The sequence below is a fragment of the Arthrobacter sp. Z1-15 genome, assembly GCF_054792395.1.
Window position 1 is genome coordinate 3738807 of the sequence record NZ_CP096454.1, and the last position, 26049, is coordinate 3764855.

The window sequence follows — 26049 nt, forward strand, 5'->3', positions numbered from 1 at the left end:
GTCTAACCCGTACGGGAATATATCCGGACCGCAGTCCGTTTAGAGTGGAAGAAGAACAAACCGTGTCCGGACCGGGCGCGTCCCACAGAGGAGTTTTCTTGAGCACTACAGTACTTACCCTGGTCGGCAGCCTTCGCACCGGCTCGGTCAACCGCCAGCTCGCCGAAACCGCCGCCGTGACGGCGGGAGACGACGTCGAGATTGTGATCTTTGACCGTATCGGCCACATCCCGTTCTACAACGAGGATATTGACGTTGACGGCTCCGTGCCCGAGGCCGCAGCTGAGCTGCGTGCTGCCGCAGCTTCGACTGACGCTCTCCTGCTGGTGTGCCCGGAATACAACGGCACCATGCCGGCCGTCCTGAAGAACGCGATTGACTGGCTCTCCCGCCCCTTCGGCACGAGCGCCATCTCCGGTACCCCCGCCGCCGTCATTGGATCGGCCTTCGGCCAGTTCGGCGGAGTCTGGGCGCACGACGACGCACGGAAGTCCCTGGGAATTGCCGGCGCACGCGTGGTCGAGGACGTCCGCCTTTCAATTGGCGGCTCCGTTTCGCGCTTCGCCGAGATCCATCCTAAGGATGACGCTGAGGTAGTTGAGCAGCTCCGCGACGTCATCTCGACACTGGCAGCAGAAGCGGCACCCACCGCTGCCTAACTGCCGGCCGGCGCAACGCAGCTAGCTGAATCACCGATTACACGGAAGGAACGGCCTCACCCGGTGAGGCCGTTCCTTCCGTGTGTGCGCTTACCTGAGGATTCCCGGGCACCGCGCTAGTCCCAAAACCCCCCGGCCCAGGCTGCGTCACGCAGGTAGTCCCGGGCGGGACCGACATTCCACAACTCCCCCTGTGACTCGACCATGCCCTGGTCCCGCAGGACGTCCACGACGTCTTCGGAGCAGCCCAGGACCTCCGACAGATCCCGGGAATCCGCCGCTACTACCAGCTCGTCACGATGTGCCACTGCAGATTCCCTTCTTTGTGCGCCCTCATCGGCCGGACCAGCCCCGGTCCGCGAGTGCGGCTTCGCGTTCAGTGCTCCAGCTCCTGGCGTACAGCCCCAAGACCGCTTCCTCCCGAAGCGACAGCCCGAGCCGGTTGAGGAGCATGTGGGCTTGGTAAACCGTCAGGTGCTGGGCGCTGCGGCTCAGCCGCAGCTTGTCTGCGCGGTATAAATACGTGTCGACGGTCCGGAACCAGCGCCGGCGCCAGTTCTCCACGGCTGATTCCGCCGCCGTGGCCGCCATCAGGTGCTGTGTCGGCATGATTTTTGCCGCCACCTGGACGGTCATTGCCTGGCGCACGCCGGCCGCGCGGGGACCGAAGGCAGCCGTGCAGCTGCGCAGGTGGCTGTCCCAGTAGTAGTCCCAGGAGATCCGCCGGCGGTCCGGCCAGCTGGCCGAGCGGGGCCCCTTCATCATGCTTCGGGCCGAATCAAAAAGCAGCAGGGAACCGAGCGCCCACCGGTTCTGGACCTTCGGAAAGCGGGCCGTGGCCCAGGCTCCCAGCTCCGAGGAAAGCTCAAAAATCTCTTCGGCGAGTCCGAGCCCCTCAACTCCGCCGTATTTAGCCAGATCGGCTTCCAGGCGCAGGTTGTGCGGCTCGGTTCCTCCGGGGCTCATGCGGTCCGTCACCGGTTCGGAAAAGTCCTGGGTCATTTCCAGGTGTCCGATGACACCCGACGCCTGCTCCCGGAGTGCTCCCAGCAGGCACTGCAGCTTCTCCAGGAGTTCCGGTTCGGCCAAAATCCGGAGCCGGACGTGAGCATTCGCCGGCTCCATGCACCTCGTGTAATACCAGCGCCGGCCGCCTTTGGCCTGCGCGTGGGCCGCCAGCGGGGTAACCAGTTCTCCAATGATGCCGTCCGCTACATCGAAGCCCCCGGTATAGAAGGACAGCGTCCACCATTTTGCGGTCGAGCGGGTTCGTGAGGCGTTTCGAACCGCTGTCAGCTGACTCATGGTGCGCATCCCTTCCGGGGTTGTTACTTGGTTACCGCCGCTGGGCGGGACTTGCTGTTTCGTTAGTTTCCACTTGCTTGGCGTGTACCCCCGTGAGGGGCGGTTGCTAGATCCAGTCCCAAACCTTGCTGGTCATCTTCATTCCCCTCCTGTACCTGCGGCTGGTCCCCAGCCTGTGCGGTTGATTGACTCCGAAAGCTTCCCCCGCTTCCCAAGGCCCCGTCTACCCCTTCGGATGCCCGGTTCCTGTCATGGCCCGATTCACCCTTGATCCCTTCCGCTGCTGCAACGCCGGGAGCCGGGAACGCCCGGGATCGGCGCAGAATAGGGACCTTTTCCTGCAGCCGGCGACGGGACGGATGCTGGTGGCATTAAGCGGCCATGTCACTGATTTCCGCAGGCCGATCCGTGCCCCGGCTTAGCCCGCCTGTTCCTCGGGCAGCTTCGCCCGCAGAATGTCCCGGATGTAGTCGCGGTTCATCGCGCTCACCGTCAGCCCGTCGCCCCCGTAGTGTTCCACGCACATCGGGCCGTCGAAGCCGGCCTCCAGCGCCATGCCGATGGCCTCCCTGTAATTAATGAACCCGAGCGCGAGCGGTGCGGGCGCCGAGGCATAGGCGCCGGTGGCGGGGTCATAGTCCCGGAAATAGTTCTTCAGCTGCCAGTAGTTGGCGAACGGGAGCATCTTGGTGAGCATCTCCCGCCAATCCTCAACGGGGCGGTGGAGCCGGACAATGTTGCCGATGTCGGGGCACAGGCCCACATTGGGCAGGTCCACCGCCTGCACAAGCTGCACGGAGCTGTCCGCCGTCCCGAGGAACGTACCCTCATACATTTCCAGCGACAGGCTCACGCCGCGTTCGGCCGCGTACTCCCCCAGTTCCCGAAACCGTGCGGCTGCTTTTTCGCGATTGGCGGGCGTGTCCTCATCCTCGACCCCCCGGGCGAGCCAAAACCACGTTGCCTCCGTCTGTTCCCGGGTGAATGGATCGTGCAGCCCGAGGCACACCATCGGCGCTTCCAGATCGGCCGCTGCGTCAATGGTCCGCTTGGTGTAGGCGATGTTGCGCTGTGCCTGCTCCTCATCCGGGGTGATCACGCTCTTGCGGGTGACCGCCAGATCGCTGAAGGACAGGCCGTAGGACCGGGCCGTGTCCAGCAGCTGCCGGCGCCCCCCGGCGTCGAGGTCCCCGGCACGGACCCACGAGTCCGTCAGGTCGACGTGCTCAAAACCGGCCAGGCTCACCTCGCGCAGGGTCTGCCGCCAGGCCTGCGGTCCGGCGGCAGTCCTGTCGCGGCCGTCCGGGGCCACCCCGGTGAAGTTCAGCAGGGCGGCGCCTATCGGCCAGGTCTGCGGTGTGTAGGTCATGTTCTTCTCCTTGCGTTGAGCAGCGGTGCTGATGGGCAGGCGGGCTCACACCATGTGCTTGCCGCCGTCGATGAAATATGAACCGCCGTTGATGAAGCCTGCTTCTTCGCCGACGAGGAAGCTGACGAGGGCTGCAACTTCGGACGGATGCCCGACCCGCCCCGCCGGGATGTCCCCTGATATGGAGGCCCTGCGTTCATCGCTGAGCGGGCCGCCCATAATGTCCGTATCGATCGGGCCGGGAACAATTGCGTTGCAGGTAATGCCGTGCGGGCCCAGCTCCCGGGCCGCAGCGCGGGTCAGGCCCAGTACAGCGGCCTTTGCTGCGGCGTACCCGGCTTTTGAGAAAGTTCCGCCGCCGTCGTAGGCCGTAATGGACGAGGTGTTTACGATGCGTCCGCCCCAACCGCCGTCGATCATGCGCCGGGCTCCAGCCTGCATCATCAGCAGCGAGCCCGTGGCATTGACGTCGATGACCTCGCTCCAGATCTCCTTCGTCAGTTCGAAGAACGAGTGCGGGCTGGCGATGCCGGCGAGATTTATCTGTGCCAGGACAGGCGGCAGCACGGCATCGATCCGGCTGAAGGCCGCCTCCACTGAGGCGGGATCTGCGACGTCGGCCGCAATCGGCGAGGACCGGCCGCTCTGACTCGGCACTGAGCTCATCGGCGAAGGAGAGCACCGCTTCCGCGTTCAGGTCCAGGACGGCCAGCGCCCATCCTTCCCGGGCCAGGCGCCGGGCGACATGGCGGCCGATGCCGCGCTCGCTGCCGGTGCCGGTGACTACTGCTGTCCGCAGCTCCGGAAAGGTGGTCATGGATGCTCCTGCGCTGGTGGAAATTGGCGGCTGGTGGACATTGGAGGCGGTGGAACCCGGAAGGGGCGGCCGGACGCCGTCACCCCGCGACGGCGTAGACAACCCAGGCCAGGGCGAAGGACAGGAACCCGATGGCTGTCCCCACGACCGTCCAGGTCTTGAGCGTCGTGAGCGTATCGAAGCCGCAGAACTTGCCGATCAGCCAGAACCCCGAGTCGTTGACGTGGGAGAAGGTAATGGAGCCGGCTGCAATCGCCACAACGACGGCGGCAAGTCCTATGCCGGAAACGCCCAGCTCCATAACGGCCGGAGCCATAATGGAACCGGCCGTGGTGGCTGCAACAGTGGCTGAGCCCTGCGCCACCCGGAAGGCAACCGCAACCAGGAACCCGGCGAGAATGACGGGAAGGCCCATGGCATCCAATCCCGACGCGATGGTTCCGCCAATGCCGGTTTCCGTCAGAACCCTGCCGAAGGCCCCGCCGGCACCGGTGATGAGGATGATGGAACAGACCGGGGCCAGGGCATTGTCCACCAGGTCTTCCAGGGCGCTGCCGATGGTGCCCCGGCCGCGCCGCGGACGCATGTACAGCAGGTACATCGCAGCCAGCGTGGCGATCAGCAGGGCGACGGGCGTGCTTCCGACCAGGCGGGACACCTGGAAGAGGACGTTATCCTCCCCCACCGAGCCGCTTGCTTCCAGGGTGCTGAAGAGTGTGTTGAAGAAGATCAGCACCAGCGGCAGCAGGAGCACGAAGATGATCGTCCAGAAGCCCGGCTTCGGAGTGTCCTCATCGAGGTCGGCCTCCCCCAGAAGGTTCGGCACGGGCATGTTCGGGTACCGCTTGGCGATCACCAGCGCCAGCCGGTAGCCGGCGAGATACCACGCCGGCAACCCCACGAGCAGTGCCACCAGAATCACCATGCCGACGTCGGCCCCCATGACGGTAGCGGCTGCGGTCGGGCCGGGGTGCGGCGGCGTCAGTGCGTGCATCATCAGGAACGAGCCAATGGAGGGAAGTACGTACAGCATGAAGGACCCGCCGAGGCGGCGGGCGACAGTGTAGATAATTGGCAGCATCACGATGAAGCCGGCGTCGAGGAAAATCGGGAAGGCGTAAAACAGCGATGCCACGGACAGGGCAAGCGGTGCCCGTTTCTCGCCGAAGCGGCGAAGCATCGCGTCTGCAAGGACCTGGGCACCCCCGGACACTTCCACCAGGCGGCCCAGGACGGCGCCGAATCCTACAAGCAGGGCAACCGTTCCCACCGTGGTGCTGAACCCCGCGACAACAACGGTGACGACATCCGCGATGCCGATCCCGGCGGCCAGGGCGGTGAGCACGCTGATGATGATCAGGGCGAAAAAGGCGTGCACCCGCAGCTTAATGATCATGAGGAGCAGCACCGCGATAGCCGCGACGGCAATGGAGATGAGTGCCCATGACGGCCGCTCGGCCAGGACCAGCGTTTCCGCAGGGAGGGCGGCAGAAAGCTTATGCATTGGCAGAACACCTTTGGTCGCAGGGATACCCTCAGCGGGTGTGACAGCAGTCACTTATTCGACTTGGGCTATACCCTATAGGATCTTTGAACCGTGTCCAGCGGCGCCTCGCGGGCCAACCGGCGCCCCGGCGCCGGCCCCACGGCCGACGAAGGGCTTGAATCCCTGCCCCTGTGGGAGAATCTGAGGCGAACCGGAGTGAGCAAGAGGAGCAGCATGGGCGCGGACGCAGCAGGCGGAGCATGGGTACGGCGCAGTGTCCTGGCCGATCAGGTCTACACGGAAATCCTCGCGCGCCTCATGGACGGGAAGCTGGAATCAGGGGATCCACTCAGCATTGACGGCACCGCAAGGGACCTTGGAGTGTCACCGACCCCCGTTCGCGAAGCCCTCGCGCGGCTGGAGGCCACCGGGATGGTGGTGCGTGCCGCGCTGCGGGGGTACCGCGTTGCCCCCATGCTCAGCCATGCCGAACTGCTGGACCTGATGGATGCCCGGCTGCTGATCGAACCGCACAATGCGGAAATGGCCTGCCTGCATGCGGACGAGGCCTTCCTTGCCGAGCTCGAGCATTCCATTAGTGAGCTGCGGGAAGCCCCGAACGGGCCGCACTTCTCCGACTACCGCTCCTACTGGGAAGCTGATGAGCGCTTTCACCGGTTAATCGCGGAACAGACCCGGAACAGGTTCCTGATCGGCGCCTACAACTCCCTGGGCGGACACGTTCACCGGTTCCGCCTGTTTGGAGGAACCGGCGTCCGGGACGCGCGCAGCGCCATCGAGGAGCACGGCGGGATTGTGGCGGCCATGCGCCGGGGGGACGCAACAGAGGCCCAGGCCGCCATGACGGCGCACCTTTGCGGCGTGCGGGACCGCTCCGTCAGCGAACACGAGACGGCCGAACACGAGACAGCCGGACACGAGACAGTCCGGCGCGCGGGCCGGGACGCGGGCCGGGAACCCGCCTAACCCCTGCACTCGCCGGGACCGCAGGCGACGGCGCCCTCCCCCGGGGCCCCCGGGTAACCTGCAGTTTCCGGGCGGCAGGGGGGCCTGCGGAATGTGGTTGACATCACAAACTCCGACATGGATGATCCTATAGGAAAGATGAAATAGTTCCGGGCGACGACGCCGGGACACTCATTGACCAGTGCATCGGAGGACTCGCCAGTGACCCAGCGAAAAGTAGCCGTGGTCGGTTCCGGATATATGGGCGGAGGCATCGCTCAGGTTCTAGCCCTCGGCGGAGCGCGGGTTGCCCTGTCCGACGTCTCGCAGGAAGTGGCCGCAAAGAACCTCGAACGCCTGCTGACCGAAGCGGAGCTGTTCGTTTCCGACGGCCTGTTCCCGGAGGACGCCGTCCAGCGGCTGCGGGAAAACCTGTGGGCGGCGGCCAGCATCGAAGAAGCCGTGGCGGACGCCTCCTATATTGAAGAAGCCGTCCCCGAAATCCTTGACATCAAGCACGCCACCCTGCGGCGGATCAGCGACGCCGCACAGCCGGACGCCGTCATCGGCTCCAACACGTCAACGATCCTGATCGCCACACTCGCCGAAGCAGTTTCACATCCGGGCCGCTTTCTCGGAGTGCACTTTTCCAACCCCGCGCCCTTCATTCCCGGCGTCGAGGTCATTCCCCACGCCGGCACCAGTGCCGAAACCATTGAAACCGCCCGGGAAATCGTCGCGCTGTCAGGCAAACAGGCTGCGGTCGTCAAGGATGTCACGGGCTTTGTGCTCAACCGGCTCCAGTACGCGCTGTTCCACGAGGCCGCCCAGCTGGTCGAGGAGGGAATTGCGACAGCCGAAGATGTGGACACCCTCGTGCGCACCACTTTCGGGTTCCGGCTGCCGTTTTTTGGACCGTTTGCAATCGCCGACATGGCCGGCCTGGACGTCTACTCCTTCTGCTACGCGTCCCTGCAAACGTCCTTCCCCGAACGCTTCGCAACCCCGGTCATCCTGCAGGACCTGGTGGATGCAGGAAAGCTCGGCACGAAGTCCGGCGCGGGCTTCCTGCAGATCCCTGCGGACAAGACCGCGGACCTTGTGGCCTACCGGAACAAGGCGTATGTTGCCATGTCCGGGCTGCTCAAGGAGCTTGGGCCCAGCCCCGCCGAGGAAGCGGGCCGCGACGCCGGCCGTGTTTCCCCGGAAACCCGCTGACCCTGCTCCCACCACTGGACGGCCCGTTCCGCCGGGCGGGCACGGCCTGACGCCAGTGCCGGCGGTTACCGCAGACAACCAAGGCTGGAATCCATGACCTATCTCCTGAACGATCCCGCGGACTTCGCCGTCGATGCCCTGCGCGGATACGCTGCCGCCCACCCCGAGCACGTGATGCTCGCCCACGGCGGGGTGGTGCGCTCCACGGACACGCCGGTAAACCAGCCGGCCCTGGTCATCGGCGGCGGCTCCGGCCACTATCCGGCCTTTGCCGGCTGGATCGGACCGGGGCTGGCCCACGGCGCACCGTGCGGCAATATCTTCTCCTCCCCGTCCGCCTCCCAGGTCTATTCCGTTGCCCGTTCCGCCGAGAACGGCGGCGGGGTGCTGCTGGGCTTCGGAAACTATGCCGGGGATGTACTGCACTTTGGCCAGGCCGCCGAGAAACTGCGCGCCGAGGGCGTGGACGTCCGGATCATCCGGGTCTCGGACGACATTGCCTCCGGTCCGGCTGAATCCCACCGGGACCGGCGCGGCATTGCCGGGGACCTCGTGGTCTTCAAGATTGCCGGTGCGGCCATCGCCGCCGGAGCCGATTTGGACGAGGCCGAGCGGGTGGCATGGAAGGCCAATGACGCGACCCGCTCGTTCGGCGTCGCCTTTGAGGGCTGCACCCTGCCGGGCGCCGGCGAGGCCCTGTTTCATGTGCCGGACGGAGAAATGGCCATTGGGCTGGGGATCCACGGTGAGCCGGGTATCCGGGAGGTTCCCATGGGCACGGCGGCGGAAGTAGCCGATCTCCTACTCGACGGCGTCCTCGAGGAAGAGCCGGAGCGAAGCGGCGCCTACAGCGGCCGGGTGGCCGTGGTGCTCAACGGCCTCGGCACCGTCAAGTACGAGGAACTCTTTGTCGTTTATGCCCGGCTAGCCGAGCAGCTCGCCGAAAAGGGCTTCACCGTTGTTGGCCCGGAGGTCGGCGAACACGTCACGAGCCTGAACATGGCCGGCCTGTCCCTGAGCATCCTGTTCCTCGACCGCGAACTCGAAGAGTACTGGCTGGCGCCGGCCGACGCCCCGGCGTTCCGGCGCGCCGCTGCCGGTTTGCCGGCCGGTCCGCCGCGGACCGAAGTGCATACTCCCGGCGAAGATCCCATTCCGGAAGCGTCCGCCGAGTCCCGCAATTCCGCTGCCCGGATTGTGCAGGCACTGGAACTGCTCCGCGACACCGCAGCGGAACACGAGGAGCACTTTGGCCGGCTGGATGCCGTGGCCGGTGACGGCGACCACGGGCAGGGCATGGCCTACGGCACCAGGGGTGCGGCGGCGGGCGGGCACGGTGCCGCTGCCAAGGGCGCCGGAGCGCGGACTGTCCTGCTCCATGCCGGAGATGCCTGGGCGGAAGAGGCGGGCGGCACGTCCGGAGCACTGTGGGGCGCTGCGCTGACCGCTGCCGGCAGTGTTTTTGACGACGCCCGCGCCGTGGGAGCGCCCGAAGTTGCAGATGCGCTGGCAGCAGGGATTGATGCCGTTGTCCGCCTCGGCGGAGCCAGGCCCGGGGACAAGACCATGGTGGATGCAGCCCTCCCCTTCCGCGATGCCCTCGCAGCCGAATTCGCCTCCACCGGCGATCTCGCCGGATCGGTAAAGAAGGCCGCCGCCGTCGCGCGGGAAGCCGCCGAAGCCACCGCCGGCATCACGTCCCGCCGCGGGAGGTCCCGCATCCTGGGTGAAAAAAGCCTGGGCACTCCGGACCCCGGAGCCTATTCCTTCTCTGTCCTGATGGACGCACTGGGCAACTTCCTCGCCTCCCCTGAAAGCACTCCTGAGGCCTCCCCCGAAAATCCCTCCGAAACCTCCCCGGATCAGCAGTGACCGTCTGGGTCGGCACCAGCTGGAAAATGAACAAAACCCTCGCCGAAGCGAGGCGGTACACGTCAGAGCTGCTCGAAGGCCTGGACGGGCTGGAGCTTGGCACGGTTCAGCCCTTCATCATTCCCCCGGCCACCGCGCTCTCCGCGGTGGCCGGCGCACTGGGCGATGACGGGCGGGTGCTCCTCGGCGCGCAGAACGCCCATTGGGAGGACAACGGGGCCTGGACCGGCGAGATTTCGGTGCCGCAGGTGGCCGACGCCGGAGCCCAGCTGGTGGAAATAGGTCACTCCGAGCGGCGGGAGCATTTCGGAGAGACGGATCAAACAGTTCGGTGGAAGGTGGCTGCCGTGCTGCGGCACGGGTTGACTCCGCTGCTGTGCATCGGCGAACCGGCCGAGGTCCGGGAGGCCGGCGGATCCTCCGATTTCATTCTGGGGCAGGCCGCCCGGGCGCTGGAGGGACTTTCCGCGCCGGAGCTGTCCCGCGTTCTGATTGCGTACGAACCCGTCTGGGCCATCGGGGCCGCCGGCCGCCCCGCCGCCCCGGAGGAGCTGCGGAGTTCCTTCGCCGCTCTGGCGGGGTCCTTCGGGCAGCACACGGCCGGACTGCTCTACGGCGGATCAGTGGCGGAGGACAACGCCGCCGCACTCCTGGGGATCCCGCACGTCGACGGACTGTTTATCGGCCGTGCCGCGTGGGAGGCGGACGGCTATCTGCGCCTGCTCGAAACAGCCGCAGCAACAGCGGGCACCCCGGCGGCAGGCCGGTTGAGCCCGGACACCAACGAGTCAGCAGAGGAAGTAGGGACAAAATGAGCGAGACCAGGAAACTCAGGATCGTCATCGGCGGAGACGACGCCGGATTTGATTACAAGGAGGTCCTGCGCCGGGACCTGGAGGCTGATGACCGCGTTGAGAGCGTCGTCGACGTGGGGGTGTCGGAGACGGAAAACACGGCGTATCCCCACGTCGCAGTGGACGCGGCCCGCAAGGTGGCGGCGGGCGAGGCGGACCGCGCCCTGCTGGTTTGCGGCACGGGGCTGGGCGTGGCGATTTCCGCGAACAAGGTGCCCGGCATCCGGGCGGTGACCGCCCACGACTCCTACTCCGTGGAGCGCTCCGTACTCAGCAACAACGCCCAGGTGCTGTGCATGGGCCAGCGGGTTGTCGGCGTGGAGCTGGCCAGGCGCCTCGCAAAAGAGTGGCTGGGCTATGTTTTTGATCCTGCCAGCGCCTCCGCGGGAAAAGTGGAGGCAATCACCGGGTATGAAAATGCGTGAGCGCTCACCCTGACGCCTTTGCACTCCTCCGAACGGCAGTACTGAACCGGCGCCCTGGCCCTGCCCTGATCCGGAGCCGGGCCCGGAATCCTCCGGAGCCCGAAGCATGAGGTAGCCTCAACGGGTCGAGAGGAGCAGGTGCCGTGGACCATATATCCCTGGCCGTGTACCGGTACGCCGTAAGCAGCCCGGGATGGACTGTTGACCAGGCGTCCGAGGCGCTTGGATTCACCACACGTTCCATTGAAACGGCCATCAGAGAGCTGGCGGAGCACTGCCTGCTGGTGCAGGTCAGCTCCGAGCATCCCAGCTACGCGGCTGTTTCCCCCGACGTCGCCCTGGCCGAACTGGTGGATCCCGACGAGCGTGCCCTCCTGGACCTGCGTGCCCGGATCGGCTCGAAGCGGCGGGAGCTGGCCGGCCTGGTGCCTGTCTTTGCCGAGGCCAGCCGCCGGGTTTCCACGGATTCCGCCGTCGAAGTCCTGGAGGACCCGGGCCAGGTGATGAGCGTCCTGATCGAGTATGCCCGTGCGGCCTCGGACTGCGTCCTGATGGCACGCCCCGGCCCGGGAGCCACGGCCGATACCCAGGAGGACAGCGTCCAGAAGGATGTCGACATGCTTCGTCAGGGGGTGCGCCGCAGGACCCTCTACCATTCCAGCATCCGGGATCACATGCCCACCCGCCGGGCCGTCGAGATTGTCACGGCGGCGGGCGGAGAGTTCCGCACCCTGCCCCACATGCCGCTGCGGGCGGTGATCTTTGACAGCAAAGTGGCCGTGATCCCGCGCGGCCGGTGCCCCGATGACAGGGCAGGCCTCGTCATCCGCGACCCCGACATGATCCACGTTTTCGTGCGCATGTTTGATTTCGCCTGGGAACTGGGCGAGCCGTTCCTGACGGAGGAACCGCAGCCGGGGCAGCTGAACAGCATCCAGCGTTCGATCCTCCGCGCGCTGGCCGCCGGGCAGTCCGACGAGGTGGTTGCCCGGCGGCTGGGGATCAGTGTCCGGACCTGCCGCCGCCACATCGCGAAAATGCTGGAAGACCTGGGTGCCGAAAGCCGGTTCCAGGCCGGGGTCAAAGCACACCGGGCGGGGTGGATTTAAGGCAACGGATGTTGCCTATTTGTGAACAACAGAGGCTAGGATGTGGGGATGACTTTCGAGGATACTTCCGCCCCCGCACTGTCGCCGGAGACGCGGACAGCCTTAGAGCGCGCCGTCACGTCCGGTCACCGGCATGAGGCGCTGTTCTCGGACCGGGCATTCCATATCAAGCAGTCCGCCGTGCGGGATGTCTTCGACATCTCCATCCGGCCCGGCCTCGTGTCGCTGGCCGGCGGCAGCCCCTCCCTGCGTTCACTGCCGCTGCGGGAGCTGGGCGAGTCGGCCCGCAGCATCATCGCCGACCACGGCCTCGAATCACTGCAGTACGGTGCCGGCCAGGGCATGGAGGAGCTGCGCCGCCAGGCCTGCGAGGTCATGGCAGCCGAAGGAATTTGCGGAGCCGACCCCGACGACGTCGTCATCACCACCGGTTCCCAGTCCGCACAGGACGTTGCCGCCAAGGTCTTTTGCAATCCCGGAGACGTGGTCCTCTGCGAGGACCCCACGTATGTGGGTGCCCTGAACGCGTTCGAGGCCTACGAAGTGGACCTGCAGCCGGTGCCGACGGACTCCGACGGGCTGATTCCCGAGGCGCTGGAAGCGGCAATCGCGTCTCTGCGGAAGCAGGGCAAGTCCATCAAGATGCTGTACACGATTCCCAGCTTCAACAACCCCAGCGGCGTCACTCTGGCGGCCGGGCGCCGGCAGCGGATCGTCGACATCTGCGCGGAGGAGAACATTCTCATCCTCGAAGACAACCCCTACGGAATGCTGCGTTTCGACGGCCGCCCGCTGACTCCCCTGCGCGCCGGAAACCCGCATGACGTCCTGTATCTGGGCTCGTTCTCAAAAATCTTCGCCCCCGGCGTGCGGGTGGGCTGGGCGCTTGTCCCGAAGCACCTGCACCGGCGCTTCTACCTGGCCTGCGAAGCAGTGGTCCTCTGCCCGTCGCCGCTCACACAGATGCTGGTTTCCGCTTATCTGCGCGATTACGACTGGATGCAGCACATCCGCGACTCCCGCGTGCTGTACGCGGCGCGCTGTGCCGCCCTGCTGTCCGCGCTGGCGGAACACCTGCCCGACGGCGTCAGCTGGACAGTGCCCGACGGCGGTTTTTTCGTCTGGCTGAGCATGCCTGACGGAGTGGACACTTATCCGCTGCTGTACGAGGCCATCGACGCCGGCGTGGTGTTCATCCCCGGGGCGGCCTTCACCCCGTCGGATGAGCCCTCCAACAAACTGCGCCTGGCCTTCAGCGCCGTCTCCGAGGACGACATCCGGGAGGGTGTCCGGCGGCTGGCGCCCGTACTGCGGCGGGCTCTGGCGGCTTCCGCAGGCTAGCGGCGGTTGCGCCTGCGCCGTTCCAGGTAGGGAAGGGCGACGGCGAACAGGGCGATGATGATCAGCAGCCGCCATACGGTGCCCAGCCCCGGAAAGAGGATGATCAGCAGGCTGGACACAATAAAGGCCACTGCCAGCAGCATCAAGGTGCGTTTGAAGTCGATCTGCGGGGCGCCGCCGCCCTGGCCCCGGGGGCCGCGAGGATTTGTCATAGTTACCTGATCGTATCTGCCGGGGCGGCGTACTGAAACAGCTAGTCCAGCAGCAGCGCCGGTTCCTCGAGGATGGCAGCAACATCGGCCATGAACCGGGCCGAGAGGTCCCCGTCCACCACCCGGTGATCGAAGGAACCGCCCAGCGTCGTGATCCAGCGCGGGATCACTTCGCCGTCAAGCACCCAGGGTTTCTGCTTGATGGTTCCAAAGGCAACAATCGCGACTTCCCCGGGGTTGATGATCGGTGTCCCGGTGTCGATGCCCAGGGCTCCGATATTGGTGATCGTCAGCGTGCCGCCGCGCATGTCTGCCGGCGGCGTCTTTCCGGCGCGCGCCGTGGTTGCCAGGGCGTTGAGCGCCAGGGCCAGTTCCTTCAGGGACAGGTCCTGCGCATCCTTGATGTTCGGAACCATGAGGCCGCGCGGCGTGGCTGCGGCAATCCCGAGGTTCATGAAGTGCTTGACCAGGATCTCGTCGCCGGCCCAGGTCGCATTGACCGAGGGGTTGCGGGCCGCCGCCCAGATCACGGCCTTGGCCAGGATCAGCAGTGGAGAGACCTTGATGCCCTCGAAGTCGCGCGAGGCCTTGAGGCGTTTCACGAATTCCATGGTGCGGGAGGCATCCACGTCAACGAAGATGCTGACGTGCGGTGCGGTGAAGGCGCTGTCCACCATCGCCTTGGCGGTCGCCCGCCGGACGCCCTTGACCGGAATCCGCTCAATCCGTTCATCCTGGGGCTGCTGCGCACCGGCCCAGAAGGTGTCGGCGGAATCCTGCTCTGATTCGCGCTGCGCCTGATAGCTGATGAGGTCCTGCTTGGTCACCTCGCCGCTGGCACCCGTTGCCGGCACATCGGCGAGGTTGATGCCCAGATCCTTGGCCGCCTTGCGGACCGGCGGCTTGGCCAGTACCCGCTGGATCAGCCGGTTCAACCTGTCCTGCACGACGGCGCCGGCTGCCGCCACGCTCTGGGCGCGGGAATCAGCGGCGACCGGGGCGGAGGCCGGGGTCGCCGGGGCGTCAGCCGCCGGGGCGGAGGCCGCCGGGGCGGAGGCCGGGGCCGCCGGGGCGGAGGCAGCAGCCGGGGCCTCAGTGGCAGCCGGTGCGGCAGGGGCAGCACGAACTGCGGCCGGTGCGGCCGCCGGAGCAGAAGGGGCAGGCCGGTTGACCCGCGGGCGGCGCTTCACGGCGTCGGCCTTGGGCCCGGTGCCCGTGAGGGACGCACTGGGCTGTTCGTCGTCGGGAGCCGCCGCCGGAACGGGAGCCGGTGTCATGGGAGCACCCGGCTGCCCGCCGTCGTCCGCCGGAGAACCGGCGGTGACACTGATGATCGGTGACCCCACGTCGACGGTCTGGCCTTCCTGCACCAGCAGTTTTGAGACCGTGCCGGCGTAGGGCGAGGGAAGTTCCACCAGCGACTTTGCGGTTTCGATTTCGACGAGCACGTCATTGACGGCAACCGTGTCTCCGGCCCGCACCTTCCACTCGACGATGTCGGCCTCGGTCAAACCTTCTCCCACATCGGGAAGGTGGAACGTTCTCTCAGTCATGGCTTCTCAATCTTTGTATGCGGCGCGTGGGGTGCGGCAAGCTTCAGCGGCGGTCGCCCGCCGTCCGGGATGGGGCTAGTAAGCGAAGGAGCGGTCCAGCGCGTCCATCAGTTTGTCGATGTCCGGCAAATAGTGTTCTTCAACCTTCGCCACCGGGTACGGCATATGGAAACCGCCGACGCGGATGACCGGAGCCTCCAGCGACAGGAAGGCGCGCTCGGTCACCCGGGCGGCAATTTCGCCTCCGATCCCCCCGAAGGTGGGGGCTTCGTGGGTGACGATTAGGCGCCCCGTCTTCCGGACCGACTCGGTCACGGTGTCAAAGTCGATCGGGGAAATCGAGCGCAGGTCCACCACTTCAATGCTGCGGCCGTCATCCTCGGCGGCTTTTGCCGCAGCCAGGGCCACCGGCACCAGCGGGCCGTAGGCGACGATGGTGGCGTCGGTGCCCTCCCGCAGCACATGCGCAGAGAAGGGGTCCCCCGTGGGCTGTTCCGTATCCACGTCACCCTTGAGCCAATAGCGGCGCTTGGGTTCGAACACGATCACGGGATCCTTGCAGGTCATTGCCTGCTGGATCATCCAGTAGGCGTCCTGCGGATTGGACGGCGTCAGGATCCGCAGTCCGGCAGTGTGGGCAAACAGTGCTTCCGGAGATTCGGAGTGGTGCTCGATGGACCCGATGCCGCCGCCGTAGGGGATACGGATAACCACCGGAGAGCTGAGGGACCCTTCGCTGCGCGAGTGCATCTTGGCCAGCTGGGTGGTGATCTGGTTGAACCCGGGGAAGACAAACCCGTCGAACTGGATTTCGCAGACCGGCCGGTATCCCCGGAGCGCGAGGCCGATAGCGGTGCCGATGATGCCCGATTCAGCCAGCGGGGTGTCCATGACCCGGCTGGCCCCGAAATCTGCCTTCAGCCCTTCGGTGACGCGGTACACGCCGCCCAAGTCCCCGATGTCCTCTCCCATGAGGAGTGATTTGGGGTTGTTTTCGAGTCCGGCCCGCAGTCCGGCGTTGATGGCTTTGGCCATGGTCATGGTGCTCATGCGGTGGGCTCCTGGGAGTCGGCAAAACCGGCCTCGTACCGGCGGTGGAAATCCAGTTCCTCCTGGATCAGCGGATGTGCCTCTGCATACACGTCGGTGAAGGCATCCTCGAAGCCCGGGGCCTGCATGGCCAGCACGTCCTCGCGGAGCTTGTCGGCCATCACCTGCCCGTCCTTCGCCAGTTCTTCAAAGAACGCATCATCGGCAAGGCCGGCGGCGCGCAGGTACTTCTCCAGCCGGGTCAGGGGATCCCGTGAGACCCAGGCCTCCTCGTCGGCGGTGAGCCGGTACTTGGTGGGGTCATCCGCGGTGGTGTGGGCGCTCATCCGGTATGTGAAGGCTTCGATCAGCACCGGCCCCTTGCCGGAGCGGGCGTGTTCCAACGCCCAGCGGGTCACCGCATGGACCGCCACCACGTCATTGCCGTCCACCCGGATGCCGGGGAAGCCGTACCCCTTGGCACGGTTGGCGAGCGGAATCCGGGACTGTACTTCAGTGGGCACTGAGATGGCCCAGTGGTTGTTTTGGCAGAAGAACACCACCGGTGCGTCGTAGGACGCGGCGAACACCATGGCCTCGTGGACGTCCCCCTCCGAGCTGGCGCCGTCGCCGAAATAAGCAACGGTGGCAGCCTCCGGAAGCTGCGGATCCGCGGCCCTGTCACGGGCCATTCCCATCGCATACCCGACGGCGTGCGGCACCTGTGCGGCCAGGACCAGAGTGTAGAGGTGGAAGTTGGCCTCGGCGGGGTTCCACCCGCCGTGGGAAATGCCGCGGAAACGCCGCAGGAGGTGCGCCAGTTTCAGCCCGCGGGTCAGCGCGACGCCGTGCTCGCGGTAGGTCGGGAAGACGTAATCCTGAGGCTGCAGGGCGCGTCCGGATCCAATCTGGGCGCCTTCCTGGCCCGACATGGGAACCCACATCACCAGTTCGCCCTGCCGCTGCAGTGCCGTGGCTTCCTGGTCGAAGCGGCGGATCGTGAACATGTCCCGGTAGAGCCCGCGCAGTTCCTCGGCACCCAGTTCAGCGGCGTAGGCGCCGTAGGTGCTGTCTTCCACCAGCTGTCCGTCGGGGGTCAGCAGCTGCACCATGCCGGTGCTTTCCGGGCGGGGGCGGGTACCGCCGTCAACGGTGCCGCCCCGGGCTGCGCCGTCGTCGCCGGGCAGGCGTGTGGCATCAACGTCCGCCGTTCTGGCAGGCAAGTGCTTGAGGTCCATGCTTACTCCTCGCCGGGCAGCCGCCTGACCGACCCGCGCTAGATATATTCCCACACGGGAATGGATCACCCCGGAAGAATATATGTGGAACTTACTTCCCTCAGCCTAACCAGCGGCCGGCCCCGGACCGCACTTAGGACACGCTAGGAAACGCCGGGTCCCTTTGTATAGGTCGCACATAGAGCGAGGAACCGCGTGTTCGCTTCCTCCTCGCCGATGGTGACCCGCACACCCTCCGTGCCGAAGGCACGCACGGCAAGGGCCTGCTGCTCGGCCAGGACCGCAAACTCGGGGGTATTCTCCCCCAGAGCCAGCCAGACGAAGTTCCCCTGGGCCTCCGGTATCTGCCAGCCAAGCTCCCTGAGCCCCTCGACCACACGGGAGCGTTCCTGCACCAGTCCTTGTATTCTTTCCACAAGTTCACCGTGATGCCGCAGCGACACCACCGCAGCCGTTTCCGCAAGCTGCGAGACGGCAAACGGCACGGCGGCCACCCGCAGGTGCTGGGTGACGGCTGGATGCGAGACGGAGTATCCGACCCGCAGGCCGGCCAGGCCCGCACCCTTCGAGAAGGTGCGCAGCACCACCACGTTGGGGTGACGGCGGTACATGTCGATGCCGTTCACGGCCTCCGGATCCCGGACAAAGTCCTCGTAAGCCTCGTCGATCACCACGATCACGTCCGATGGCACGCTCGCCAGGAAAGTTTCGACCTGTGCGGCGGTGAGTGCGGGGCCGGTGGGGTTGTTGGGCGTGCACAGCAGGATAACGCGTGTGCGTTCCGTGACGGCGGCCGCCATGGCGTCAAGATCATGCGTGCCGTCTTCGCGCAGCGGCACCTGAATGCTCTCGGCGCCGGACAGTCCGACGCTGATCGGATAGGCCTCGAAGGACCGCCACGGGTAAATGACCTGGTCCTGGACGCCGCTTTCGTCCTGGCCGGCGAAGGTGGCCAGCAACTGGTTCAGCACCCCCAGGCTTCCGCCCCCGGTGACAATGTCCTCGGCCGGAACGTCCAGGAAGGAGGACAGCTCCGTGCGCAGCGCCGTGGACAGCGGATCGGGGTAGCGGTTGATTTCCTGCCCGCTGCTGATCGCTTCGAGGACCGCGGGCAGCGGGGGAAAGTGATTCTCGTTCGATGACAGCTTGTAGCTCTGCAGCCCCTCAATGACGGCAGGCGGTTTTCCGGCCGTATAGCGGGGAAGCCTGCCCACGACGCTGCGGGGCCGGATTTCCGGCGCTGGCAATCCGGCTGCGTTGGTGTCATTCTCGGTGGTCGTCATGTACTTAACCCTAAACCGCGCGGCGGCCGGCGTGCCGTGGAACACCGATAGCGGCCATCATGTGACACGGCGGTCGGCGACGTGGTGCCGGCCGGGGCATGTGCCAGCATGGAGGCATGCGCTTTCTGATTCGGATCCTTATCAATGCCCTGGCTGTCTGGGTCGCGGGCCTGCTGCTGCCCGGCATTGCAGTCATCGAAACCGGCGGCGCCGTCACCGGCAACCCCACTGCCGACCTGGTGCTCGCCTACCTGTTCATCGGGCTGATCTTCGGCCTGGTCAACGCACTGATACGTCCAGTGGTGAAGCTGCTGTCGCTGCCGCTGACCATCCTGACTCTGGGCCTCTTTACGATCGTCATCAACGCGGGAATGCTCATGCTCACCTCCTGGCTGAGCAGCTACACGCCGGTGGAACTGGTGGTGGACTCCTTCTTCTGGACCGGCATCCTCGCGTCGATCATCATCTCCCTGGTGTCCCTGGTGGCCGGCTCACTGACCGGTACCCGGCGGTAACCACCGCCCCGGGGGCACAACGGGGGGGAACCGGCATCGGCACAACAGGGTCCATCGGCAGTGGCGCAACAGGGTTCACCAGTACCGGCGGCAGCTGCCCCGGGAGGGGCAGCGGCAGCACGGTGCCGGGCGAGATGGGGCCCGTTGGCGCCTTGGCCGGCGCCTTGGATTCCGGTTTCCGCGAGAAGCTAAAGAGGTTCCGGGTGGCAACCCTCCCCGATCCAATGACCTCGGTCAGGTGCGCCAGCATTTCAGTCAGCGACGGGTCGCTGCTGGCATCCGCCTGCGCGGCCAAGTCCAAGTAGACATCGAGTTCATGGGCCGGCCCCAGCGGTCCGCCCCCAGCCGGAACCGGTGCCGTCCCGGTTACGGTGATCCGGTCAGGGGTGTCCGGGTTCGAGTCGCCGTCCCAGCCGGGCACCATGTCCATGCCATGTTCCAGGTGCAGCACTTTGACACCTGCCGGGACGTCCCGGTCCCCGGCCGGCGCTCCCGCAGTCAAAATCATCTCGACGTTGAAATCCCCGTCCTCCGCCAACCGCGCGCCGGTGTTGACTGCGTGGATCCCGCCCTGGCTGTAGCCCACCAAAATGACGGCGTCCTCAGCCGAAGTTCCGGCCTGGCGCAGGGCCTCGGCAACCGCGTCGGCAACGTAGCGGCTGTCCCGCGCCCGGGCTTCCGCATTGCCGTATGCGTCAAAGGGGTTCTCCCCCGCCTCCACACTTGGGTCTCCCTGCGTTCCGGGAAGAGTCACCACCCGGACGTCCCTTCCGTCCTTCCTGATGCTCAGGACCTCAACGACGTGCGAGGTGCTTTCCGTCTCCAGCAGGATGCGTGAACGCTGCAGCAACCTGTGGGCAGTCGTGGGAGCAGCAATCTTTCCGTGGGTGCCGGGAACTCGGCTGACGGTAAGAGACGACAGACCCGCTGACACAACGAGCCCGGACACGGTAATAACCCCGCCGAGAATGCTGCCGGGACTGGGAGCCAGCAGCTCGGGCACTGCCCCCCTCGGATACCCCCAGCCGCCGAGATGCCAAAGCGTGAATCCGAGCGCCGGGGCTACTCCCGGCAGGGCCTTCAGTCTTCGTTCCAACCGACCCTCAACCTCGAGGTAGTTCTCAACGGCCCTTCGTAGCGAGGCGGCCGCGTCCTCCAAGTCCTCAATGTTCCGCCGCAGGCTCAGCACAGCGTCATTGACTGCATCGGCCGCACCGGCGGCGGCTGCAGGCAGCGCGGAGCCGCCGTTCAGCCCGTAAAGCTTGTAGCAGATAGCCACCCCGTGATCCCGTACCCCTTCAAGACGCTCGGCGATAAGCTCCAGTTGCCCACCCGCCGCCTGAAGTTCTCGGTACTCCACCGTCAGGCCCCGGGAGCCGCCTTTGATGCGCAGGCCGGGGTCCCGGCTCCCTGACGCGCGGATCGCCACTGCGGCGCTCATGACCAGTCCCCCGTGTCCAGGAGCTGCAGTTCGGTCGCATACCGCTTGAGCACTTCGGCTGCGCCTTGGTAATCCCCCGCTGTCTGCTCCACGCGCCGAATGCACCCCGACAGGTATTCCGCGAACTCGTCGGCTGCCTCCGAGCGCCAGTTCATCTGCAGCAGCCCCCGGAGCTCCCGCTGCAGTGACTCGAGGTCCCCGAGAACTCCCTCAACGTAGCCGAGCCCGTCTGCGGCCTCCGCCGTCCCGGGCGGATCCTCCCCTACCGATCCCACGTGTCCCCCTCCTCATCAGCTTCCACCGTGCCTCTACGTTCCGTTCTTTCATCCACGGCGGCTTCCCGCCGGGCCTCCGGCCCGGTTGGGGATAAAAAGGCAGCATCGGCCCTGCGCCCCCCCTGTGTGGAGGAGAAGTCACAGAGCGGGGCGGGCCGCCGGAGCGTGAAAGAATTGCCGCATGGCTGAATCCGCTGCTCCCCGCGTCCCCCTTGCCTCCGTCACTCCCGCCATTGCGCTGGGCCCGCTGGACGGCCGCTACCGCGGCGTCACGGCCCCGCTGGTGGACTACCTGTCCGAAGCCGCCTTGAACCGCGACCGCACCCACGTCGAGGTGGAATGGCTGATCCATCTCACCTCCAACTCCGTACTGCCGGGCACGTCGCCGCTCAGCGCCGGGCAGCAGGCACAGCTGCGCGAGATTGTCTCCGGCTTCGACGGCAATTCAGTGTCGGAGCTGGCTGAAATCGAGCAGGTCACCGTCCACGACGTCAAGGCCGTGGAGTATTACATTGGCCGCCGGTTGGCAGCGATCGGCATCGAAAACCTGACCTCGCTGGTGCACTTCGGCTGCACCTCCGAAGACGTCAACAACCTCTCCTACGCCCTCGGCGTCAAGGGCGCCGTGGAAAATGTGTGGCTGCCTGCCGCCCACGACCTGGTGGACCGGATCACCGTCATGGCCGAGGAAACCCGTGCCGTCCCGATGCTCTCCCGCACGCACGGCCAGCCGGCTACCCCCACCACGCTGGGCAAGGAACTGGCCGTCACCGCCCACCGGCTGTCCCGGCAGCTGCGCCGCATTGAAAAGACCGAATACCTGGGCAAGATCAACGGCGCGACCGGCACCTATGCGGCCCACTACGCATCGGTGCCCGGGGTGGACTGGCAGCAGGTTTCCCGCAGCTTCGTCGAGGGCCTCGGCCTGGACTGGAACCCGCTGACCACGCAGATTGAATCCCACGACTGGCAGGCCGAGCTGTACGCCGACATGGCCCGCTTCAACCGGATCCTGCACAACTTCTGCACCGACGTGTGGAGCTACATCTCCATCGGCTACTTCAAGCAGATACCGGTGGCCGGCGCCACGGGTTCCTCCACCATGCCGCACAAGGTCAACCCGATCCGCTTCGAAAACGCCGAAGCCAACCTCGAGATTTCCAACGGCCTGCTGGACACCCTCGCTTCCACGCTGGTGACCTCACGCTGGCAGCGTGACCTCACCGACTCCTCCTCGCAGCGCAACATCGGCGTAGCCTTCGGCCACTCGGTGCTGGCGATTTCCAACGTGGCCAAGGGCCTCGAGCGCCTGGACGTGGCCGACGACGTGCTGGCAGCCGATCTGGACACCAACTGGGAGGTGCTCGGCGAAGCCATCCAGATGGTCATGCGCGCCGAGGCCATTGCCGGCGCCCCCGGCATGGAAAATCCGTACGAACGCTTGAAGGACCTGACCCGCGGGCAGCGCGTGGACGCCGAGCGGATGCGCGAGTTTGTCTCCGGGCTGGGCCTCCCCGCCGAGGCCGAAGCACGCCTGCTGGCCCTGACACCGGCCAGGTACACCGGGATCGCCGACGCCCTGGTGGATCACGTCACCAAATAGTCCGGTACAAAGGCAGCCCATAGGGTACGAGCCGGTATGACGACGGCGGGAGGCCGGGCTGCGCAAGCCCGGCCTCCCGCCGTCGTTTCCGGCTATGTCCCGGGTCAGGCGCAGTCAGGCCCGCCGCCGGGCCACGAGGCTAAAGGTCAGCGGCAGCCGCTCAGCCCGGTCAGGCAGCGCCCAGCCGCCGGGGACCTTGATCATGAAGTGGAGCGCCTGCCACGGCAGCACGCGCTGTTCGTCGAAGGCAAGCAGCTCCAGTCCGGCGTCCAGCAGCGATTGGATGATCTCGCTCATCGAGTGCTGCCACTGGTAATTCTCCCGGTGTGCGGCTATCGCGCTGCCCGTGTAGGAGAGCTCATCCTCATACCGAACGGGTCCCGCCGCAAAATACGGCTCGTCAAGGACCAGGAGATTATCATTTCGCTCGGCCAGGGCAGTGACCACCGGGTGGCCCTCTCGGATAAAGAACAGGCCGCCGGGCGCGAGCAGGTCGGCGATCGTCCTTGCCCAGGTGTCCAGCCGCGGGAGCCACGCGAGCACTCCGATGCTCGTGTAAACGACGTGATACGGCCCCTCTGCGACACGCGCTGCTTCGTAGACGTTCGATTCGATGAACCGGAGGTCCAACTTGGCCCGCCGCGCCAAATCGCGGGCCGTTTCAAGCGACTTCGGTGAGAGATCGACGCCGGTGACATCCGCCCCCAGCCTCGCCCAGCTGATGGTGTCCGTGCCGATGTGGCATTGGAGGTGGATGAGCCGCAGGCCGCGCGCGGACCCTCCCGGGAGGAAGGGTGCGAGAGAAGCGGCGTCAGCCTCGACGACGTCGGAAATCCGGCCGGGGCTCTCGGCGAAGTCAACGGCACCGTATGACTGGGTGTGTCCGGGGGTGCGCGCATCCCAGTTCAACCGGTTCGCCTCGAAGTGGGCCTGGTTCGACATGCGACCGATTGTAGCCGCGAACTTGCCCTCGGCTGTGTGGCCCTAGTCCGCGGCGGCCAGCTGCCCGCAGGCGCCGTCGATTTCCTTGCCGCGGGTATCACGCAGCGTGGTGGGGATGCCGGCGTCAATGAGGTGGTTGATGAAGTCGCGGGTCACATGCGGTTCCGGCGACGTCCAGATGGAACCGGGCGTCGGATTCAGCGGAATCGGGTTCACATGCACCCAGCCGCGGCCGCGGGCGTTGAGCTTCTTCGCCAGCAGATCGGCGCGCCACGGGTGGTCGTTCATGTCCTTGATCAGGGCGTACTCGATGGAGACGCGGCGGCCGGTGACGCGGTAGTAGTTGTACGCGGCGTCGAGGGCCTCGTCCACCTTCCAGCGGCTGTTGACCGGGATCAGTTCGTCGCGCAGCTCATCGTCCGGGGCGTGCAGGCTCAGCGCGAAGGTCACCGGGATATTCTCCTCGGCGAGCTTGTTGATGGCCGGCACCAGGCCCACGGTGGAAACGGTGATGTTGCGCGCGCTCATGCCCAATCCTTCGGGCACGTCGGCTGCCATCCGGTGCACGGCGTTCATGACGCGCTTGTAGTTGGCCAGCGGCTCACCCATGCCCATGAAGACGATGTTGGTGACGCGCTCGGCGTCGTGCCCGCCGTCGCGGCGCTTGCCGCCGAGGCCGCCCTCCTTGATGACGCGGTTGGCCTGGACAATCTGGTCCAGGATTTCGGCGGTGGACATGTTCCGGGTCAGGCCCGCCTGGCCGGTGGCGCAGAACGGGCAGTTCATGCCGCAGCCGCACTGGCTGGACACGCACAGGGTGATGCGGCCGGGGTAACGCATCAGCACTGACTCCACGAGTGAGCCGTCGAAGAGGCGCCACAGGAACTTGATGGTGTCGCCGTTGTCCGTGGTCAGGCGCTTGACCTCAGTGAGCAGCGTCGGGAACATTTCACGGACCAAATCATCGCGGCGCTCCTTGGGCAGGTCGCTCATCGTCTCGGGATCCGTGGTGTAGTGCTGGAAGTAGTGCACCGAAAGCTGCTTGGCGCGGAACGCCGGCAGGCCCAGCTCCTTGAGCTTCGCCTGGCGCTCCGGCAGGGTCAGGTCCGCCAGATGCACCGGCGGCTGGGACACCCGCGGGGATTTGAACTGCAGCAGCGGGCGGCCGTCCGGCTCCTTGGCCTGTTCCCAACCCTCCGGGGCAGGGCGGACCTGCGCCTTCCGCGCCTGCAGCTGCGCCTTGGAGGTGCCGACCGGCTTGGACGGGGTTGCGGAGGAAGTATCGAGGGAAGTCATCCCTTCTATTTTTGCACGCATCCGCTTCCTCTGCTTTCTGTTAGCAAACTGGCCACGGCAGTGAAACACGGTTGAAACCGCCGGCGCCTAGGTTAAGGGCAAAGCCCGCACCGGGTACCCGCACAGGAGGTCCCACATGCTTGCCGACCAGCCGCCAAACCTCACCATCCGGGAAGTCCCCTGGAGCAACCCGGTGGGAGCGGACCTGCGGGAAGCCCAGCAGTCTGAACTTGATGCCCGGTTCGGCAGCATCGATCACGACCCGTCGCCTCCCACCGCTGATGATGCCGCAGTATTTCTGGTCGCCTACGAAAAGAGTTCCGGACAGCCGCTTGGCTGCGGCGGACTGCGGCACCTTGATGACAACACGGCGGAAATCAAGCGCATCTACGTACTGCCCTACGCCCGCGGGTCCGGCGTGGCGACGGCTGTCCTCACCGCCCTTGAATACCGGGCCCGGGCAGCGGGGTACGACGTCGTTACTGCTGAAGCCGGGTCGGCGCAGCCGGACGGACGCCGGTTTTATGAACACGGAGGCTACACGGTCGTGCCGAACTTCGGCCCGTACGCCGGACGGGAAGGCTCCGTATGCTTCGCCAAGCGCATCAGCGCGGAGACCCGGACACCGCTCCGTCCGCCGCCGGGCGCTTCCGTCCGCCGGTATCAGTAGTCCGTGCGGTATCAGTAGTCGATCCGGTCTTCCTCCGCATTCCAGGCGTCGAACGGTGCCATGGCCTGGTTTCCATCAAGGCTTAGCTGTTCCACGGGAAGGATGCCGCGGCCGGCGGAGCCCTCGAAGTACTCGTAGAAGGCTGCGTCATCAAACCCGGCACCGGCCGCGTCGTAGCGGTTGGCGGCGTACACCACGCGTGTCACGCGTGCCCAGAGCGACGCCGCGAGACACATCGGGCACGGTTCGCAGCTGGTGTAGAGAACCGCTCCGCTGAGGTCAAAAGTGCCCAGTGCCGCACAGGCGCCGCGGATGGCGCTGACCTCGGCATGAGCAGTGGGGTCGTTTGCTGCGGTCACCCGGTTAACGCCGTCAAACGCGCGGCCGTCCGCCGTGACGATGACCGCGCCGAAGGGGCCGCCGCCGTTCGCCACATTGGCTGAGGCGAGGGCGATGGCCCGGGTCAGGAACTCGGCATCGGTGGTGGACATCTGCATCTCCTTGAAACGTCGAATTCAGCGTCACGAGACTAGCACCGATCCTCTGCCGCCGAGACCGGGCGGCCTCTCTC

26 protein-coding genes and 1 pseudogene are annotated in these 26049 nt (G+C 66.2%); 11 read left to right on the forward strand and 16 right to left on the reverse strand.

The window, feature by feature from the left end:
* Positions 1 to 98 precede the first annotated feature (98 nt).
* On the forward strand, positions 99 to 659 hold the full coding sequence (locus M1D40_RS17375; protein ID WP_461169650.1) for an NADPH-dependent FMN reductase: 561 nt from the start codon (positions 99 to 101) through the stop codon (positions 657 to 659).
* Between the two features lie 116 nt (positions 660 to 775).
* Here M1D40_RS17375 and M1D40_RS17380 read toward each other — a convergent pair whose 3' ends face one another.
* From M1D40_RS17380 to M1D40_RS17405, 6 genes and pseudogenes are all read right to left on the reverse strand, one after another.
* Positions 776 to 967: a hypothetical protein gene (locus tag M1D40_RS17380; RefSeq protein WP_341394406.1), complete on the reverse strand. Its 192-nt coding sequence runs from the start codon at positions 965 to 967 to the stop codon at positions 776 to 778.
* A gap of 25 nt (positions 968 to 992) precedes the next feature.
* On the reverse strand, positions 993 to 1964 hold the full coding sequence (locus M1D40_RS17385; protein WP_461169651.1) for a lantibiotic dehydratase C-terminal domain-containing protein: 972 nt from the start codon (positions 1962 to 1964) through the stop codon (positions 993 to 995).
* Positions 1965 to 2382: 418 nt separating this feature from the next.
* Positions 2383 to 3333, reverse strand: coding sequence for a sugar phosphate isomerase/epimerase family protein (locus M1D40_RS17390; RefSeq protein WP_461169652.1), 951 nt, complete (start codon positions 3331 to 3333; stop codon positions 2383 to 2385).
* 45 nt (positions 3334 to 3378) lie between these two features.
* Positions 3379 to 3990, reverse strand: coding sequence for an SDR family NAD(P)-dependent oxidoreductase (locus M1D40_RS17395; protein WP_461169653.1), 612 nt, complete (start codon positions 3988 to 3990; stop codon positions 3379 to 3381).
* Positions 3991 to 4030: 40 nt separating this feature from the next.
* Positions 4031 to 4150 (reverse strand): annotated as a pseudogene (locus M1D40_RS17400) (short-chain dehydrogenase); the annotation flags it as partial.
* A 79-nt stretch (positions 4151 to 4229) separates the two neighbouring features.
* Positions 4230 to 5654, reverse strand: a complete 1425-nt coding sequence (locus tag M1D40_RS17405) for a GntP family permease (protein ID WP_461169654.1) — start codon at positions 5652 to 5654, stop codon at positions 4230 to 4232.
* A 216-nt stretch (positions 5655 to 5870) separates the two neighbouring features.
* Between M1D40_RS17405 and M1D40_RS17410 the strand changes: the two genes are divergently transcribed.
* The 7 genes from M1D40_RS17410 (at position 5871) to M1D40_RS17440 (ending at position 13421) form a co-directional block, all read left to right on the forward strand.
* Entirely contained in the window at positions 5871 to 6623 is a 753-nt protein-coding gene (locus tag M1D40_RS17410; RefSeq protein WP_461171083.1) for a GntR family transcriptional regulator, read from the forward strand.
* Between the two features lie 240 nt (positions 6624 to 6863).
* Entirely contained in the window at positions 6864 to 7820 is a 957-nt protein-coding gene (locus tag M1D40_RS17415) for a 3-hydroxyacyl-CoA dehydrogenase family protein (RefSeq protein ID WP_461171084.1), read from the forward strand.
* Between the two features lie 93 nt (positions 7821 to 7913).
* Complete coding sequence (locus M1D40_RS17420) at positions 7914 to 9692, forward strand: dihydroxyacetone kinase family protein (protein ID WP_461169655.1); 1779 nt, start codon at positions 7914 to 7916, stop codon at positions 9690 to 9692.
* Positions 9689 to 10507, forward strand: a complete 819-nt coding sequence (locus tag M1D40_RS17425; RefSeq protein ID WP_461169656.1) for a triose-phosphate isomerase — start codon at positions 9689 to 9691, stop codon at positions 10505 to 10507. Before M1D40_RS17420 ends, M1D40_RS17425 begins: the two co-directional genes overlap by 4 nt.
* The gene (locus M1D40_RS17430) at positions 10504 to 10971 is read left to right on the forward strand and encodes a ribose-5-phosphate isomerase (protein WP_461169657.1); all 468 of its coding nucleotides are present in this window, start codon (positions 10504 to 10506) and stop codon (positions 10969 to 10971) included. Before M1D40_RS17425 ends, M1D40_RS17430 begins: the two co-directional genes overlap by 4 nt.
* A gap of 143 nt (positions 10972 to 11114) precedes the next feature.
* A complete protein-coding gene (locus M1D40_RS17435) occupies positions 11115 to 12080 on the forward strand; it encodes a helix-turn-helix transcriptional regulator (protein WP_461169658.1) in 966 nt (321 codons plus the stop codon).
* 48 nt (positions 12081 to 12128) lie between these two features.
* The gene (locus tag M1D40_RS17440) at positions 12129 to 13421 is read left to right on the forward strand and encodes an aminotransferase-like domain-containing protein (protein ID WP_461169659.1); all 1293 of its coding nucleotides are present in this window, start codon (positions 12129 to 12131) and stop codon (positions 13419 to 13421) included.
* Here the strand turns inward: M1D40_RS17440 and M1D40_RS17445 are convergent.
* The 5 genes from M1D40_RS17445 to M1D40_RS17465 all read right to left on the reverse strand — a co-directional run bounded on the left by M1D40_RS17445 (position 13418) and on the right by M1D40_RS17465 (position 18736).
* Positions 13418 to 13633, reverse strand: coding sequence for a hypothetical protein (locus M1D40_RS17445; protein WP_341394418.1), 216 nt, complete (start codon positions 13631 to 13633; stop codon positions 13418 to 13420). The genes M1D40_RS17440 and M1D40_RS17445 overlap by 4 nt on opposite strands.
* Before the next feature lie 41 nt (positions 13634 to 13674).
* Positions 13675 to 15186 carry a dihydrolipoamide acetyltransferase family protein gene (locus M1D40_RS17450; RefSeq protein ID WP_461169660.1) on the reverse strand — a complete coding sequence of 504 codons (1512 nt, stop codon included), beginning with the start codon at positions 15184 to 15186 and terminating at the stop codon, positions 13675 to 13677.
* A gap of 75 nt (positions 15187 to 15261) precedes the next feature.
* The gene (locus tag M1D40_RS17455) at positions 15262 to 16236 is read right to left on the reverse strand and encodes an alpha-ketoacid dehydrogenase subunit beta (RefSeq protein ID WP_341394420.1); all 975 of its coding nucleotides are present in this window, start codon (positions 16234 to 16236) and stop codon (positions 15262 to 15264) included.
* Positions 16233 to 17453 carry a pyruvate dehydrogenase (acetyl-transferring) E1 component subunit alpha gene (gene pdhA / locus M1D40_RS17460; protein ID WP_461169661.1) on the reverse strand — a complete coding sequence of 407 codons (1221 nt, stop codon included), beginning with the start codon at positions 17451 to 17453 and terminating at the stop codon, positions 16233 to 16235. The genes M1D40_RS17455 and pdhA overlap by 4 nt, the downstream gene beginning before the upstream one ends.
* A 143-nt stretch (positions 17454 to 17596) precedes the next feature.
* Positions 17597 to 18736: a histidinol-phosphate transaminase gene (locus M1D40_RS17465; protein ID WP_461169662.1), complete on the reverse strand. Its 1140-nt coding sequence runs from the start codon at positions 18734 to 18736 to the stop codon at positions 17597 to 17599.
* A gap of 116 nt (positions 18737 to 18852) precedes the next feature.
* On the opposite strand from M1D40_RS17465, the gene M1D40_RS17470 reads away from it, so the two are divergent.
* The gene (locus M1D40_RS17470) at positions 18853 to 19251 is read left to right on the forward strand and encodes a phage holin family protein (RefSeq protein ID WP_341394423.1); all 399 of its coding nucleotides are present in this window, start codon (positions 18853 to 18855) and stop codon (positions 19249 to 19251) included.
* Here M1D40_RS17470 and M1D40_RS17475 read toward each other — a convergent pair.
* Both M1D40_RS17475 and M1D40_RS17480 read right to left on the reverse strand, forming a co-directional pair.
* Complete coding sequence (locus tag M1D40_RS17475) at positions 19199 to 20692, reverse strand: hypothetical protein (RefSeq protein WP_461169663.1); 1494 nt, start codon at positions 20690 to 20692, stop codon at positions 19199 to 19201. The two genes, M1D40_RS17470 and M1D40_RS17475, sit on opposite strands and share 53 nt — an antisense overlap.
* Positions 20689 to 20967: a hypothetical protein gene (locus M1D40_RS17480; RefSeq protein WP_341394425.1), complete on the reverse strand. Its 279-nt coding sequence runs from the start codon at positions 20965 to 20967 to the stop codon at positions 20689 to 20691. Before M1D40_RS17480 ends, M1D40_RS17475 begins: the two co-directional genes overlap by 4 nt.
* A gap of 181 nt (positions 20968 to 21148) precedes the next feature.
* On the opposite strand from M1D40_RS17480, the gene purB reads away from it, so the two are divergent.
* Positions 21149 to 22570 (forward strand): adenylosuccinate lyase, encoded by a 1422-nt coding sequence (purB, locus tag M1D40_RS17485; protein ID WP_461169664.1) that lies wholly within the window; start codon positions 21149 to 21151, stop codon positions 22568 to 22570.
* A 114-nt stretch (positions 22571 to 22684) separates the two neighbouring features.
* Here purB and M1D40_RS17490 read toward each other — a convergent pair whose 3' ends face one another.
* Both M1D40_RS17490 and rlmN read right to left on the reverse strand, forming a co-directional pair.
* Positions 22685 to 23512 carry a class I SAM-dependent methyltransferase gene (locus M1D40_RS17490; RefSeq protein ID WP_461169665.1) on the reverse strand — a complete coding sequence of 276 codons (828 nt, stop codon included), beginning with the start codon at positions 23510 to 23512 and terminating at the stop codon, positions 22685 to 22687.
* Between the two features lie 42 nt (positions 23513 to 23554).
* Positions 23555 to 24808 (reverse strand): dual-specificity RNA methyltransferase RlmN, encoded by a 1254-nt coding sequence (rlmN, locus tag M1D40_RS17495; protein WP_341394428.1) that lies wholly within the window; start codon positions 24806 to 24808, stop codon positions 23555 to 23557.
* A gap of 136 nt (positions 24809 to 24944) precedes the next feature.
* Between rlmN and M1D40_RS17500 the strand changes: the two genes are divergently transcribed.
* Entirely contained in the window at positions 24945 to 25478 is a 534-nt protein-coding gene (locus M1D40_RS17500; protein WP_461169666.1) for a GNAT family N-acetyltransferase, read from the forward strand.
* Positions 25479 to 25489: 11 nt separating this feature from the next.
* Here M1D40_RS17500 and M1D40_RS17505 read toward each other — a convergent pair whose 3' ends face one another.
* Positions 25490 to 25975: a nucleoside deaminase gene (locus tag M1D40_RS17505; RefSeq protein ID WP_445818897.1), complete on the reverse strand. Its 486-nt coding sequence runs from the start codon at positions 25973 to 25975 to the stop codon at positions 25490 to 25492.
* Between the last annotated feature and the right edge of the window lie 74 nt (positions 25976 to 26049).